This is a genomic window from Streptomyces sp. NPDC047022 (assembly GCF_040644155.1).
Lineage (GTDB): Bacteria > Actinomycetota > Actinomycetes > Streptomycetales > Streptomycetaceae > Streptomyces.
In genome coordinates this window covers 25,659-40,477 of sequence record NZ_JBEYVV010000036.1, presented here as the reverse complement: position 1 = coordinate 40,477, position 14,819 = coordinate 25,659, and the positions used below count along the sequence as shown (strand labels likewise).

The 14,819-nt window shown below is 71.1% G+C and carries 12 protein-coding genes; 3 read left to right on the top strand and 9 right to left on the bottom strand.

What is annotated here, in order from left to right; all coding sequences use genetic code 11:
• Positions 1 to 153: 153 nt before the first annotated feature.
• Positions 154 to 903: a GntR family transcriptional regulator gene (locus tag ABZ845_RS27365; protein ID WP_360984562.1), complete on the bottom strand. Its 750-nt coding sequence runs from the start codon at positions 901 to 903 to the stop codon at positions 154 to 156.
• Between the two features lie 128 nt (positions 904 to 1,031).
• Here ABZ845_RS27365 and ABZ845_RS27360 point away from each other — a divergent pair, with 128 nt between their 5' ends.
• Positions 1,032 to 2,042, top strand: a complete 1,011-nt coding sequence (locus ABZ845_RS27360; protein ID WP_360984493.1) for a Gfo/Idh/MocA family oxidoreductase — start codon at positions 1,032 to 1,034, stop codon at positions 2,040 to 2,042.
• A gap of 19 nt (positions 2,043 to 2,061) precedes the next feature.
• Here the strand turns inward: ABZ845_RS27360 and ABZ845_RS27355 are convergent, their stop codons facing one another.
• The gene (locus tag ABZ845_RS27355; protein WP_360984490.1) at positions 2,062 to 2,835 is read right to left on the bottom strand and encodes a response regulator transcription factor; all 774 of its coding nucleotides are present in this window, start codon (positions 2,833 to 2,835) and stop codon (positions 2,062 to 2,064) included.
• A gap of 134 nt (positions 2,836 to 2,969) precedes the next feature.
• The gene (locus ABZ845_RS27350; protein WP_360984559.1) at positions 2,970 to 4,187 is read right to left on the bottom strand and encodes a histidine kinase; all 1,218 of its coding nucleotides are present in this window, start codon (positions 4,185 to 4,187) and stop codon (positions 2,970 to 2,972) included.
• A 503-nt stretch (positions 4,188 to 4,690) separates the two neighbouring features.
• Between ABZ845_RS27350 and ABZ845_RS27345 the strand changes: the two genes are divergently transcribed.
• The gene (locus ABZ845_RS27345; protein ID WP_360984487.1) at positions 4,691 to 5,083 is read left to right on the top strand and encodes a ribonuclease domain-containing protein; all 393 of its coding nucleotides are present in this window, start codon (positions 4,691 to 4,693) and stop codon (positions 5,081 to 5,083) included.
• 570 nt (positions 5,084 to 5,653) lie between these two features.
• Here the strand turns inward: ABZ845_RS27345 and ABZ845_RS27340 are convergent.
• From ABZ845_RS27340 to allB, 6 genes are all read right to left on the bottom strand, one after another.
• Positions 5,654 to 7,489 (bottom strand): alkaline phosphatase family protein, encoded by a 1,836-nt coding sequence (locus ABZ845_RS27340; protein WP_360984485.1) that lies wholly within the window; start codon positions 7,487 to 7,489, stop codon positions 5,654 to 5,656.
• Between the two features lie 176 nt (positions 7,490 to 7,665).
• Positions 7,666 to 9,111, bottom strand: coding sequence for an alkaline phosphatase family protein (locus ABZ845_RS27335; RefSeq protein ID WP_360984556.1), 1,446 nt, complete (start codon positions 9,109 to 9,111; stop codon positions 7,666 to 7,668).
• A gap of 299 nt (positions 9,112 to 9,410) precedes the next feature.
• The gene (locus ABZ845_RS27330) at positions 9,411 to 9,857 is read right to left on the bottom strand and encodes a MarR family transcriptional regulator (protein ID WP_360984482.1); all 447 of its coding nucleotides are present in this window, start codon (positions 9,855 to 9,857) and stop codon (positions 9,411 to 9,413) included.
• A 406-nt stretch (positions 9,858 to 10,263) separates the two neighbouring features.
• Positions 10,264 to 11,082 (bottom strand): AIM24 family protein, encoded by an 819-nt coding sequence (locus ABZ845_RS27325; protein WP_360984479.1) that lies wholly within the window; start codon positions 11,080 to 11,082, stop codon positions 10,264 to 10,266.
• 52 nt (positions 11,083 to 11,134) lie between these two features.
• Positions 11,135 to 12,268: an allantoicase gene (gene alc, locus ABZ845_RS27320; protein WP_360984476.1), complete on the bottom strand. Its 1,134-nt coding sequence runs from the start codon at positions 12,266 to 12,268 to the stop codon at positions 11,135 to 11,137.
• Positions 12,269 to 12,339: 71 nt separating this feature from the next.
• Positions 12,340 to 13,680 (bottom strand): allantoinase AllB, encoded by a 1,341-nt coding sequence (gene allB, locus ABZ845_RS27315; RefSeq protein WP_360984473.1) that lies wholly within the window; start codon positions 13,678 to 13,680, stop codon positions 12,340 to 12,342.
• 336 nt (positions 13,681 to 14,016) lie between these two features.
• Between allB and ABZ845_RS27310 the strand changes: the two genes are divergently transcribed.
• On the top strand, positions 14,017 to 14,814 hold the full coding sequence (locus ABZ845_RS27310) for an IclR family transcriptional regulator (protein WP_360984470.1): 798 nt from the start codon (positions 14,017 to 14,019) through the stop codon (positions 14,812 to 14,814).
• Positions 14,815 to 14,819: the final 5 nt, after the last annotated feature.

Below are 14,819 nucleotides of genomic sequence, written 5' to 3'. Positions count from 1 at the left end.
GTCCCTGCGTAGTCGCTTCGAACTACCAAGTATCACCGACTTGGACCATCACGGTTGACCGGCCGCCGATGGACGTCCCAGGTCAGGGGCCGGGCGGGCGGCATCGGGGCTCGGGCGCGCAGGACCGGAGCCGGCTGGACGCCGCCCGGATTTTCAGGGGCGTACGAGCAACTGGAACTCGAACGAATAACGCGAGGCCCGGTAGGTGTGGGTGCCGAACTCCACGGCGCGGCCCGTGTCGTCGAACGTGGTGCGCTGCATGGTGAGCAGCGGAGCCCCCTCGAGCTCACCGAGCCGTTCGCCCTCGGCCTCGGTGGCGGCGCGGGCGCCCACGGTCTGCCGGGCGCTGTGCAGTGTGATTCCCGCCGCACGCATCATCCGGTAGAGGCCGGTCGACTCCAGCCGGGCGGAATCGAGGTCGAGCAGGCCCGCCGGAAGGAAGTTGCACAGGTACGCCATCGGCTCGCCGTGCGCGAGGCGCAGCCGCTCGATGCGGTGCACATCCGCACCCTCGGCCACTCCGAGCGCGGCGGCGGTCTCGGCGGACGCGGCTTCGGTCGTGTTGACGAGCAGGCGGGTCGCGGGGCGCTGCCCGGCCGCCTCCAGGTCGTCGTACAGGCTGCTGAGTTCGAGCGGGCGCTTGACCTGGCTGTGCACGACCTGCGTGCCGACGCCGCGGCGGCGTACGAGCAGCCCCTTGTCGACCAGGGACTGGATGGCCTGGCGGACGGTGGGCCGGGACAGGCCGAGGCGCGCGGCCAGCTCGATCTCGTTGCCCAGGAGACTCCCGGGCGTCAGCAGCCCGTGCTCGATCGCCGCCTCCAGCTGCTGGGACAGCTGGAAGTACAGCGGTACCGGGCTGTTCCGGTCGACGCTGAGCTGAAGCGCGGCGGTCGGGTCCATTTCTGGTTTGGGCACGGCCCGAGCGTAGCCCCGGGACCTGTTGACGGGAAGTCGTGTAGTCCGATTGTCCGGACAAACTGTGGACAAGGTCATTGACATGGTGCGGGCGGCGCGGACACTTTGTTCACATGCGCATCGGACTCATCGGAGCAGGTCGCATCGGAACCTTCCATGCGACCACGCTCAGCCGCCACCGCGACGTCGGCTCGCTCATCGTCACGGACGTCGACCCGGCGCGGGCGCATGCGCTCGCGGACCGTCTGGGCGAGACCGCGGCGCCCGGCGTGGACGAGATCTTCACCTGGGGCGTGGACGCCGTGGTCATCACGGCGGCGACCGCGGCCCATGCCGAACTCATCAGCCGGGCGGCACGCTCCGGGCTCCCGGTGTTCTGCGAGAAGCCCATCGCCGCCGACCTGCCGGGGACGCTGGCCGCGCTCGCCGAGGTGGACGCCGCGGGCACGGTTCTCCAGATGGGTTTCCAGCGCCGCTTCGACGTGGGGTACTCCACCGCGCGCGAGACGGTGCGCGCCGGAAAGCTCGGACGGCTGCACACGATCCGCGCGCTGACGGCCGATCCGGCGCCGCCTCCGCCCGGGTATCTCCCGCTCTCCGGCGGCCTCTACCGCGACTGCCTCGTGCACGACTTCGACATGGTGCGCTGGGTGACCGGCCGCGAGGTCGCCGAGGTGTACGCGAGCGGCTCCGACGCCGGGGGGCCGATGTACCGCGAGGCGCATGACGTGGACACAGCGGCGGCCGTGCTCACGCTGGACGACGGCACCCTGGCCATGGCCGGCGCGACCCGCGTCAACGGAGCGGGTTACGACGTCCGCATGGAACTGGCCGGCGAGCGGGACACCATCGCGGTGGGCCTGGACGACCGTACGCCGATCACATCCACCGAGCCCGCCGGACCGCCGCCCGCGGACAAGCCGTGGACCGGCTTCCTGGAGCGCTTCGGGCCCGCGTACCAGGCCGAGCTCGCCGCGTTCGTGGAGGTGGTGCGCGGTGAACGCGCCAATCCGTGCGACGGCGGCGAGGCGCTGGGGGCCCTGCGGGTGGCGGAGGCGTGCGAGCTGTCCCGCCGTGAGCGGCGCCCGGTGCAGCTCGGTGAGATCCCCGGCATACCTGGCTGACCGGGGGCCGGGCTCCCGGTCAGCGGCCGGGGCCGTGACCGTCGCGGCGCCCCGGCCCCTGGCCCCGGTCGTCGCCGCGCCATGGGGCGCGCCCGTGGCCGTCGCCGTGCGCCGCCCCGTGCTCGTGCCCGTGCTCGTCGAGCAGCCCCGCGTCGTACGTCAGCAGCGCGATCTGCACACGGTTGTTGAGGCCCAGCCTGGCGAGGATGCGCGAGACATGCGTCTTGACCGAGGCCACGCTCATGTACAGCTCGGCGGCGATCTCGGCGTTGGAGGCGCCCCGGCCGACGGCGACGGCCACCTCCCGTTCGCGCTCGCCCAGTTCCGCGATCCGCTCCCGGGCGGCGCCGCGCCGGGTGTCGGGCCGCGCCCCGGCGGCGTGCGCCATGAGCTGGCGGGTGACGGCGGGTGACAGTACGGGGTCGCCGGCGGCGACCCGCCGCACGGCGTCCAGGATCTCGGCGGGCGGGGTGTCCTTGAGGACGAACCCGGCGGCGCCCGCGCGCAGCGCCCGCAGCACCTGGTCGTCGGCGTGGAAGGTGGTCAGGACCACGACCTGGGGCGCGTCCGGTCGGCGGCGGAGCAGTTCGGTGGCGGTGAGCCCGTCGACCGTGGGCATCCGGATGTCCATGAGGACGACGTCCGGCCGGGTGCGGTCCACCAGATGCTCGACCTCGCTGCCGTCGGCGCCCTCACCGACGATCTCGATGTCCGCGGCACCGCCCATCATGAAGGACAGTCCGGCCCGTACCAGGGGGTCGTCGTCGACGAGGAGCAGTCGGATCGCGGTCATGGCCCCTACCGTAATGATCCAGCCCCTTGATTCGCTCCCGGTGGGCGTACTCCGATCCGCTCCGGCTGGTCCGGGCCGCCCGCGTGCCTTCCTCGTACGGTCCGGCTGACCCGCGTACCGTCACCCGGCGGTCGTCACACCGTCCACGGCAACCACGCGCGCACCCGGAAGCCACCGTCGCTCCCGGTGCCGTGATCGAGGCTGCCGCCCGCCAGGGTCGCCCGTTCGGTGAGCCCGATCAGGCCCTGGCCGGACCCGGGCACATGCGGCACGTCCCTGGGCGGCGCCGGGTTGCGCACGGTCACGGTGAGCCCGTCGCCGGGCGTGCCCGCGACCGTCACGGTCACCTCGGTCCCGGGGGCGTGTTTGCGCGCGTTGGTCAGCGCCTCCTGGGCGACGCGGTAGGCGGTGCGGCCCACGGAGGCGGGCACGGTCGACGGTTCCGCGACCCGGTGTTCCAGGACGACCTTCATACCGGCCTCCCTGCATTCGGCGACCAGGGCGTCCAGCGCGGCCAGCGTCGGCTGGGGGCGCCCCGCCTCCTCGCCGTCGCCCGCCCGCAGCACGCCGATGATCTCCCGCAGGTCCTGGAGGGCGTCGTGCGCGCTCTCCCGGATCACACCGGCCGCCCGGGCGATCTCCTCCTGGGGCGCGTCCGGGCGGAATTCCAGTGCTCCCGCGTGCACGCTCAGCAGGGTGAGCCGGTGCGCCAGGACATCGTGCATCTCACGCGCGATCGACTCCCGGGCCAGCCGCTGCGCCTGCTCGGCCCGCAGCGCCGCCTCCGTCTCGGCCCGCCGTGCCCCGTCGCGCAGGCTCAGCATCAGCTGCCGCTTGGACCGTACGAACAGTCCCCAGCCGACGACTGTCGCCGTCAGCAGAACGGTGACCGCGACGACGGCGAGGTACGGCAGGTCCGGGTCGGGGCGCAGCCAGTAGTACAGCGGGATGATCGCGAGCTCGACTCCGCTTATCCATGCCGAGTACTTGAAGGGCCGGTGAACGGCCACGGTGAAGAGAGCGATCATGCCGACGCCGCCCGAGGTGCTCGACACCAGACCGACCGGAATCATCGCCAGCGCGAGCCCGAGCGGCCAGCGACGGCGGAACCAGACGGCGGCGCAGCCGAGCGCGCCGAGCCCCGTGTCGACGGGCCTGAGCCAGGACGGCGTCTGCGGGTCATGGACCATCGTCAGGGCGATGAGCACGGCCAGGGTGAAGCACCCGAAGTCGACGGCCCAGTCCCGCACCGTACGGCGGGGACGCCCCCGTCGGCCGCCGGCCTCCGGGTCGAGCTCGGCGATCACGGCGGAGGGCAGGTACCAGCGGCGCCTGGGCAGGCCGTAGAGCATCGCCGCCTGGCGTGCGGAGGCGACGGGCGGGGGCGACAGGGGCGCGGGCACGGGTCGCGCGGCAGCCACGGAAGGCGCAGCGGGCCGCCGGGCGCGAAGCGGCCGGAGCGCCCACGACGTGCGCGGTCCCGTTCGCCGGCTCTCCGTCGCGGTCTCGATACCGGACATCGTCGGGCCCGTCTGGTCATGTGCGCTCACGAGCGACAAATGTATGCGGGGGCGATCGCGGGCATCTCCCCCACGGCTCGATCCACGACCAAAGTCACGGCACCGAAGACTTTCGGCATGCCCGCGCCTGAAGGGGCGGGACTTCCGCAGGACACGGTTCGCCCCGCGGCCGGTGATTCCCGTGCGGGGTCCGCGTAAGGTCCGCGTACGACGTGTGGGGATGACGTGACGACGCCCGGCCTCGGGTTAACTCCGTGAAAATTCATGGGGCGTGAGGGGGAAGTCCGGGAGTTTGTCATTGACATGCCATCATCTACGCGCGTCATCATGAGGGCATGAGATTCCCCCCACGAGTCACTCGCATCGGCGCTGCAGGCGCCATCCTGTCCGCCCTCCTGGCGGGCGGTACCGTCACCGCCACCGCCACCCCGGCGGCCGCCGCGGCCGGCAGCATCTGCCACAGCCAGCTGCCCTCCCAGGCGGACGACACGCTCGGCCTGATCGCGTCGGACGGCCCGTTCCCGTACTCGCAGGACGACACCGTCTTCTCGAACCACGAAGGCGTCCTGCCCAGCCAGTCCCCCGGCTACTATCACGAGTTCACCGTGATCACCCCCGGCTCCCCCACGCGCGGTGCCCGGCGCATCGTCACCGGTGAGAAGTCCCAGGAGGACTACTACACCTCCGACCACTACGCCACGTTCAACCTGATCGACTTCGGCTGCTGAGTTCCCCACGGCGCGGTCCGAGGACGGTGCGCATTCGCTGGAGGTCCGGCCCTGCGTTCAGCCGGCCTCCAGCTGCCCCCGGTGATGGGGACGCACCGCTGAACAGGTGTACGTGACACCCGGTCAGTGAGGTAAGCCCGCTACTCGACGGGACCCCGGCCCGCAGCTAGGGTCTTTCGCTCGGATCAGGCCGCGAGCCCGGTCTGATCCGAACGAGAGGCGCTAGGCGAAGCCGTGCCGGTAAGGCATGGTTCCGCGGCGGCCGGGTCCATTCACGCAGAACACCTTGCCCCGTGTACCCGCACATCGCTGCCGGGTCCGGGGCAAGGCGCGTCTTGTCACGCACCGCGTCGGCGGCGGACAGGTCAGCCCGCGTCATACGCCCGTTCAGCGAGGGCATCCGCAGGTGCCACCGGCCACGATCAGGGCCGCCTCGCCGGATGCGACCCGCACGAGATGCCGGGACGCGGGGGCGGCTGTGTGCGCCGCCCCCGCGAGGGTTGTCACTGGTCACCGGCTGCCGGTCAGCGGCTCTGTGCGGCCATGCCGCCGCCCGAGCCCGGCCGGCTCTCAGGCGGTGGTCCGCCCACGGCGCCTGCGACGGGAGAGGAGCCATCCGGCGCCTCCCGCCGCCACGACGGCTCCGGCGAGCGCTGCGGGACGCAGCGGGGAGGGGGCGGCGGCGGTGTCCGCCACGGGAGCGGCGTTGACGAGGTCCACGGCCCGGGGGCGGACGGGGTGGGCCGGGATCCGGGTGAGGGACTTGACCGAGCCGTCCTGGTTCAGCAGGAGCTGCCGGCCGTTGGGGTGGCAGAAGTCGAAGGCATCGGCGAGGGACCCGGCCCGCTGGTCGAACGAGGCGTCACCGATGCGCCCGGTGTGCCAGTTGTCCTCGATGAAGGCCGTGATGGAGGCCTGCTCGGTGGGAGTGTGGTCGATGTGGTTGACCTTGGCGAAGGGGGAGATCACCAGCAGCGGCTGGCGAGGACCCGGGCCGCAGCGGTCCTGGTGACCGCCCAGAGCCGGCGAGGCCGCCTGGCAGGCGGAGGCGTCGGTGGGCTTGCCCGACGCCGGGGTGTTGTCGGTCGAGCCGTTCTGCAGCGGAGCGTACACGTGGTTGTACCAGCCGTCGGAGTCGTCATAGGCCACCACGACAGCGGTGTCCCTCCACTCCGGGGACTGCTGGATCTTGTTGATCTCCGAGACCAGGAAGTGCTGTTCGTCGATCGGGTCGGAGTAGGCGCCGTGGCCGTCCTGGTACTCCGGGGCCTTCAGGAAGCTCACCGCGGGAAGGTTGCCGTCGGTCAGCGCCGCGTCGAAGTCGGTGAGGTCGTAGTTGTGGTTGGCCCGGCCGTCGTGGCCGATCTCGGCGACCGAGGCCGGGGGCAGGTGGTGGGGATTGGCGGTGGACCTGTAGTACTGGAACGGTTCATGGTGGGGGCTGTAGTCCACCGAGGAGTTACCCGCCACGTTGGCGTGGGTGGTACCGCCGCACTTGGCGTAGTGGCCCTGCTGTCCGTCCCATGCCGTGCTGGGGCGGAAGCCGCCCTGGAACCAACCCCAGGTCACGTCCTTGGCGTTGAGCAGGTCACCGATGTTGCGGCCCTGCATCGCGGCCAGCGCGTCGGTGCTGGAGTGGTCGTTGCCCGAGCAGTCGTCGAACGCCGGGTCGGGGTCGTTGATGACGGTGCCGACGCCCGTGGCGTCCGGCGAGGCGACGGCCTTCGCATCGGGGACGCTGGTCTGCTTCGGGTCCTGGGTACCCGAAGCCGGATCCATCGAGATCACACCGTGGGTCTGGCCGGCTATCAGGTTCAGCGCGCCTGGAGTCGAGGGACCGTAGGTGGAGCTGAAGGAACGGTCGTTCAGGGTGTAGTGCTGGGCGTAGTTCCACAGCGCGGTGACCGTGTTGCCGTCGTAGTAGTCCATCACCAGACCGGGCTCGTAGTACAGGCCACCCGAGCATTTGCCCGAGTCGGTGTACTGGACGAACTGGTCCATCTTGCCGCCGTTCGCGGCCAGTTGCTCGCGACTGTAGTTGTGCCTCTGGTCGCAGGTCACCGCCTGCGAGGAGCTCAGCCGCCTGGGCGCGTACTGGTTGGGGTTGTTCGTCAGGAGCCCCGCCCGACTGAGCGTGTCGATCGACTTCGGCGTCCTCGGCGAGGCGTGGAACGGCGTGCCGTCGGTGTTCGCCGCCACCGGGTAGGTGCCGAAGTAGTGGTCGAACGACACGTTCTCGTCGAAGATCACGACCAGGTGCTTGACCGGAGTCTCGGTGCGCTCCGGCCCATGCCTGCCGTCCCGCCCCGTCGCCGCGGCCGGTACGGCGGACCCGAGCACCGTCACCGCCGCCAGTGCGGCGAGCAGCCCTCGCCGGGTTCTCGCGCCCGGATTCCGTCTCTTCACACTCTGATTCACGGCCACGTGCCGCCTCTCATTTCCATTCGGTGCATAAGCATCAGCGGGGAACACGACGCCCCGCCTTGGGTTCGCGGGCAGAAGCCCGCAAAGTCGTCACGGTCATCACGTGAACACGGGCCGGCGTTGTCACGGACCCGCGTTGCCGCAGGCCGGGGTGGGGTTTACCGCCGTCCAGGGGGCGGGCCGTCAGGCGTGTGACGGCGGTGGCCGGGTTCCTGCCGGGGGAAGGACTGACCGGTGCCGGGCGCGGTCGGCGGCGGCAGGGTCGCGACTTCCTGCTGGGCCAGGGCGAGCTGGTCGGCCGTGGCGGGCAGGGACGGCGGCTGCTCCGGCCTGGTGTGGAACTGGAACGCGGAGGTCATGTCGCCGAAGGTGCGGCGGCGCCAGTCGGTGAGGTTGGCGGCTCGGACACCCGTGAAGCACTCGAGGAACTGCAGCACCGAGGTGTGGTCGAAGGGCTCGGAGGCGGCCCAGCCGCCCACGGTCCAGGGCGAGACGATGACGCACGGTACGCGGAAGCCGCTGCCGATGGGGAGGCCGTTCACGTATTCGCCGGGGGTTCCCTCGGGAGGCGTGAGCGGCGGCACGTGGTCGAACAGGCCGTCGTTCTCGTCGTAGTTGAGAATGAAGACGGTCTTCGCCCATACCTCGGGGTTGGACGCGATGGCCTCGATCTTGCCGGCGACGAAGTCCGCTCCGGCCGCCGGGAGATGGTTGGGGTGCTCGGAGGTGGCGGCGGTCGGCAGCAGCCAGGAAACGGCGGGCAGCCGGTCATTGGCCACGTCGTCCTCGAACGTGGAGCCGGGTGTCTGCGGGGCTGTGCCGAGATCGTGGAGCGGGTTCCCGGCCGTGGCCTTCTGGAAGCTGTCGAAGTGGGACAGCATGTTGTACGGGTTGTTCGGGTTGTTGTGGTACACCTTCCAGCTCACTCCGGCGTCCTGGAGCTGTTCGGCGTAGGTCTTCCAGCGGAACGGGGTCGGGGCCACGTTGTCGATGACCGGGCCGCCGTACGCTCCCGAGGGATCGATCGAGCCGGTCATCCAGTACATGCGGTTGGACCAGGTCGGACCGAGTACGGAGCAGAAGTAGTTGTCGCAGATGGTGAAGGCGTCCGCGAGGGCGTAGTGGAACGGGATGTCCTCACGCGTGTAATAGCCCATGGTCAGCGGGCCGTTGCCGCCGTCGGCCGCGCGGTGAGCCGGGAGCCAGCGGTCCATCCGGCCGCCGTTCCACGCCTCGTGCTGCACGTCCCAGGCGTGACTGAGCGTGGGAATGGCCTGTGCGCTGGTGGTGGTCGTGTCCAGGTGGAACGGCAGCGCGTAGCCGTCCGCGCTCCGGGAATCCGGCTGGTAGAACACCGAACGCCCGTTGGGCAGGCGAGGGGCCCTCGGGTCACCGAAGCCCCGCACCCCGGCCAGGGTTCCGAAGTAGTGATCGAACGAACGGTTCTCCTGCATCAGCATGACGACATGCCGCACATCCGCGAGTCCGCCGCGGCGCGGCACGCCCGCCGCCACGGCCCTCTGCAGACCCGGCGGCAGCACCGACAGCGCGGCGGACGCGCCCGCGACACCGGCCGCCGAACCCAGCAGACGGCGTCTGGTCATTCCCCCTGATCCGGACTTGGCCATGATCCCGCTCCCCCAACCGTATCGACGTTGTCGCTGCCAGAAACTGACACTCGTGCCATGTTTTGGTCGACGGGGCGACCCTGACACCGGTCGGTGAACCGGCCAGGTGGCGTCGGTGAACATCGCGCGACCAGCAAGCGTCGCCCAACTGGTGCCGATGCTTGGATTGTTGGGAGAGGTGAGGTTCCGGCCGAAGTATCCGCCGGGTTCGCCGACGGCATCATCGAGCGCGTCGCCGGGGCGCCGAACGCACGCTGGACGAGCGGGGCTTTCACTCAGACGAACGGGCCTTCGAGCGTGAAGCGACGCAGGTTCCGGGCGAACGCCTCGGCCTCTCCCGGCGGCCAGGAGGACACGCTCGCCCCGATCTGAGCGGCCAGACGCGCCCGCAGCTCGGCCACGACGCGTTCGCCCTGCTCGGTGAGCACGAGCAGATGGGCTCGGCGGTCGGCGGGGTCCGTCTCGCGGCGGATGAGGCCGGCGTCCTCCAGCCGGGTGGCGCGGCGGGTGACGCCTGAGCGATCGACTCCGGCGTCGGGGGCCAGATCGGCCGCGCTGCGGGGGCCCGTCCGGGCCAGTGCGCTGAGTACGGGGTACGTCAGTTCGTCCACCGCCTCGCCCATGCCCTCGGTGAGCCGCTGGTGCAGCTGGGTGCGCGTGGTGCGCCTCAGCAGGATGCCGAGCGCGTCCGCGATCTCTTGTCCGACTTCACTTGTCTCCATGCGGCAAGGGTAGCGTGCGCAGCGCACGCTTCTGCTGCGTCCCTGTCGGACGGGTTCCGGCACGTCGCCGACTGCCGGGTGCGCTGTGGTTCTCGCGCAGTTCCCCGCGCCCCCATCGAGCAGGTTCCCGCACGTCGCCGACTGCCGGGTGCGCTGTGGTTCTCGCGCAGTTCCCCGCGCCCCCATCGAGCAGGTTCCCGCACGTCGCCGACTGCCGGTCCGCTGTGGCTATCGCGCAGTTCCCCGCGCCCCCATCGAGCAGGTTCCCGCACGTCACCGTCTGCCGGTCCGCTGTGGCTATCGCGCAGTTCCCCGCGCCCCCATCGAGCGTGGTCCGGCGGGGTCGCCACCTGCTTATACGTTGTCGTTTTCGTGCCCGCGCGTGCGTGTCCGGGTGGCGGTCGTGTCAGCCTGCGTGGGTTGAGAACAGGCCGCCCGTCGGGCCCTGCTTGTCGCCGCCCTGGGCTTTTCTGAGGGCGTTGGCAAGGCTTTCGATGGTGAGGGACTGGAGGATGACCCGGCCATTGCCCTCCAGCGTGGCCAGGGAAAGACCCTCACCGCCGAAGACCATGTTCATGAGCCCCTGGCGGTTGAGGCCGCCGATGCGCTGGACCCCGTACTGGATGCCCTCCTCGAAGGCGACGACGCACCCGGTGTCGACCTCTATCCGGCCGCCGAAGTCGGCGGGGTTGAGGTCGATGAAGTTGCCCGCTCCGGCGATGATCACCGTGCCGTACCCGGTGAACTTCTCCAGGATGAAGCCCTCGCCGCCGCTCATGCCGGTACGCCCGCCCTGGAAGGCGATGCCGAAGTCGACGGTCGACTCGGCGGCCACGAACGCGTCCTTCTCCGCGAACCATGCGCGCGTGCCGTCCAGTTCCAGCGCGCGCATCTCGCCGGGGAGCACACCTGCGAAGCCGACCGTGCCCTCACCGCCCTGCGAGGTGAAGTACTGGAACGCCAGGGACTCCCCCGCGAGAGCCCGCTGGCCGACCTGCATGGCGGTGCCCATGGCCTGGCGGAGGAAGCCGCCCATGCCGCTCCCGGCGGCGCCGCCCTGGGGCTGGCCCCCGTTGTTCGACGGGCCGGAGAGGTGGGTCTCCATCGTCACGTTCGTGGTCTTGAACAGGAACTTTCCCGCCTCGCAGTACACGGTCTGCCCGGGCTGCAGGTTGACGACCGCCATCTGCATGGCGTTGCCGACGATTTCTTGCTGAAGAGTCACGCCGGGAGAACGCGGCGGAGGACCGAAGAGTTCCACGGCCCCACCGGGCCCCTCAGCCGCCCAGCTCCTGATGGCGTGCCGCCAGCCGTGCGGCGCCCTCCTCGGTCAGGGAGCCGAACAGGCGCAGGCGGGAGATCCCGCCGTCCGGGAAGACGTCCACGCGCGCGTGTGTGCCGAGGGCCGGTTCCGGAAGGACGAAGCGGTGGTTCGTGTCGGGCTGGAGGCGGGTGCGCGGGACGATCTCGCGCCACTGCCCGGCCCCTTCACCCTCCCCGTCCTCTCCATCCTTGACGGACACCGTCGCCCAGCCCGCCGCGTTGCCCTTCAGGTACGCCGTGTCGATCTCGACCGCCCTGATCTGCGCCCGCGCCGCCAGCCGGTAGCCGATCCAGTCGTTGCCGCGGTCACGCCGGCGCCTGGTCTCCCAGCCGTCGTCCATCTGGCGGGAGCGGCCCGGCAGGATCGTGTTGCCGGCGGGCGAGTAGAAGAAGTCGGATGCGTCCTCCACCCGGCCCCCGTTCTCCAGGGCGACGGTGTCGAAGGTGCCCAGTGCCTCCAGCCACGCGGGGTCCGGCACGACCTCGCCGTACACGCGCAGGCGCGCGATCCCGCCGTCCGGGTGCTGGTTGACGCGCAGGTGTGTGAAGCGCTGCTCGGCGGACACCTCGAACCCGTTGGCCGCGTGGCCGCCCACCGGGGTGCGCGGAACGAGGGTCGTCCACTTCACGCCGTCCCCGAGAAGCTCCCGCGGCGACGGGAAGCCCGGAACGCACGCTCCCTCGATGGACACGGCCTGCGGATAGTTGCCGCGGAAGTGGGCCGTGTCGACGACGATGCCGCGGACGACGCCGGGCGCGCCGAGCCGTACCAGGGCCCAGTCGTGGTCCTCGGCCGTCGGCCAGGGGTGTTCCGTGGAGGCCCCGCGGCGGCGCCGGGTCTCCCAGCCGTCCATGATCTTGCCCTTGTGCCCGAAGTGCTCCGGGTCGAACTCCGCGCGGCCCGGCACCAGCAGGTTCTCGCGCTGGGCGAAGAACTCGTCATTGGCGGCGATGACACTCGCGCCGAGCCGGCGGTCGGCGAGGTCGGCGAGCCGGGTGAAGGGGAACTCGGCGGTGCGGTAGTCCGCGTACGGGTCACCGCCGCCGTAGGGGTGCGCGTCGCCGGTGAAGCGGGGGATCGCCGTCACAGTGATCAGGTCTTCCTTTCGGAGTCGGCTCGCCGCCGACCGCCTCGGGGCGGGCTCGGCAGGAGCGGCCGTCAGTGGTTTCTGCTGAGGAGGCGGCCCTTCGGTTCGGTGAAGTCACCGCCCGCGGTGATGCGTTCGCCGCGAAGCCAGGTGGACTTGACGACGCCGTACAAGGTCTTGCCCGCGTACGCCGTCACCCGGTTGCGGTGCTGGAGGGCCGCCGGGTCGACGGTGAAGGTCTCGTCGGGCGCGAACACCGCGAAGTCGGCGTCGCGGCCCGCCTCGATGGCGCCCTTGCGCGCCTGGAGTCCCACCAGCCGTGCCGTGTTCGCGGACATCCAGCGGACCACGTCCTCCAGCCCGTGCCCGCGCCTGCGCGCCTGCGTCCACACCGCGGGAAGGCTCAGCTGCAGTCCGGAGATGCCGCCCCAGGCGGTGGCGAAGTCGGCGGTCTTCAGGTCGGCCGTCGACGGGGAGTGGTCGGTGACCACGCAGTCGATGGTGCCGTCCGCGAGTGCCTGCCACAGCAGGTCCTGGTTGGCGGCCTCGCGGATGGGCGGGCAGCACTTGAACTCGCTTGCCCCGTCCGGGACTTCCTCGGCCGTCAGGGTGAGGTAGTGCGGACAGGTCTCCGCGGAGACGCGCACACCCTCGGCCCGGGCCGCCGCGATCAGCGGCAGCGCGTCGCTGGAGGACAGATGGAGTACGTGCACGCGCGCGTCGAGGAGCCTGGCCCGTGCGATCAGGTTCGCGATGGCCGTGTCCTCGGCGCCTCGGGGCCGGGAGGCGAGGAAGTCCGCGTACTTCGGGCCGCCCTGCTGCGGGGCCGCGGTCAGGTGGTCCGGGTCCTCGGCGTGCACGATGAGCAGTCCGCCGAATCCGGCGATCTCGGCCAGCGAACGGGCGAGTTGCTCCTGGTCCAGGCGCGGGAACTCGTCCACGCCCGAGGGCGAAAGGAACGCCTTGAAACCGAACACACCCGCGTCGTGCAGGGGCCTGAGGTCCTTGACGTTGTCGGGCAGGGCGCCGCCCCAGAACCCGACGTCGATGTGCGCCTTGGCGGCCGCGACCTCCCGCTTGACCCGGAGGTGGTCGACGGTCGTGGTCGGGGGCAGGGAGTTGAGCGGCATGTCGACCAGGGTGGTGATGCCCCCGGCCGCCGCGGCGCGCGTGGCGGTCCAGAAGCCCTCCCACTCGGTGCGGCCCGGGTCGTTGACGTGTACGTGGGTGTCGACCAGTCCGGGCAGCAGCGCGTCGTCGCCGAAGTCCTCCAGACGGGCTCCGGCCGGCACATCCGCGTCGTACGGCAGTACGGCCGCGATCGCGCCCCCGGCGACCGTGACCGATGCGGGGCGCGTCCCTTCGGGAGTGATGACGCGCGTCGAGCGCAGCACCAGTTCAGCTTCGGACACCCGGGCACCTCTCTGCCGCCGCAGCCACCTGATTCAACGTTCTGTTGAAGAAGTCTTCTCCCCCTCCCCCGCGCCGTCAAGGGCACACAGCCGCGATGACCCCGTCCGCCGCCCTTCTCTGGACGATTCCACAAGACGGAATTAGGATTTCGTTCAATAGCACGTGGCGTGACAGCACGTGTCAACAGCACGTATCAGCCGTGCGTGTCCGGCACTGCGTGTCCAGCCGTGCGCACCAACAGCACGTATCAACAGCACTTAGGTACATACCGGCAGGGGGCCGATCGGCCGCCGGGTAGGCTGCTGCCCCTCCGCCAGCCCCGAAAGGAACGCGCCGTGCCGACGTCCAGCGCCAGCGACTCCACCGCCAAGTCCGCCGCGGGCGGTGGCGTCCAGTCCCTCGAGCGCGCCTTCGACCTGCTGGAGCGGATGGCCGACGCGGGCGGAGAGGTCGGCCTCAGCGAACTGTCCGCGAACAGCGGGCTGCCCCTGCCCACCATCCACCGTCTGATGCGCACCCTCGTGGCCTGCGGTTACGTACGCCAGCAGCCCAACCGCCGCTATGCCCTCGGCCCCCGGCTCATCCGGCTCGGCGAGTCCGCCTCCCGGCTGCTGGGCACCTGGGCTCGCCCGTATCTCGCGCGTCTGGTGGAGGAGACCGGCGAGACGGCGAACATGGCCCTGCTGGACGGCGACGAGGTCGTCTATGTGGCGCAGGTGCCGTCCAAGCACTCGATGCGCATGTTCACCGAGGTGGGGCGGCGGGTGCTCCCTCACTCCACGGGCGTGGGCAAGGCGCTGCTCGCCGGTGTCGCGGACGACGAGGTGCGCGCCCTGCTCGCCCGTACGGGCATGCCCGCCGCGACCGAGAAGACGATCACCACCCCGGACGCGTTCCTGGCCGCGCTGGAGGACGTGCGCCGGGCCGGGTACGCGGTCGACGACAACGAGCAGGAGATAGGGGTCCGCTGCCTCGCGGTGTCCGTGCCCGGCTCCCCGACGGCCGCGGCGATCTCCATCTCCGGCCCGGCGGGCCGGGTCACGGACGCGGCCACGGAGAAGATCGTGCCGGTGCTCCAGCAGGTGGCGGCGGATCTGTCGGAGGCTCTGGCCAGCTCAGGCGCGGGAGCCTGACCGCC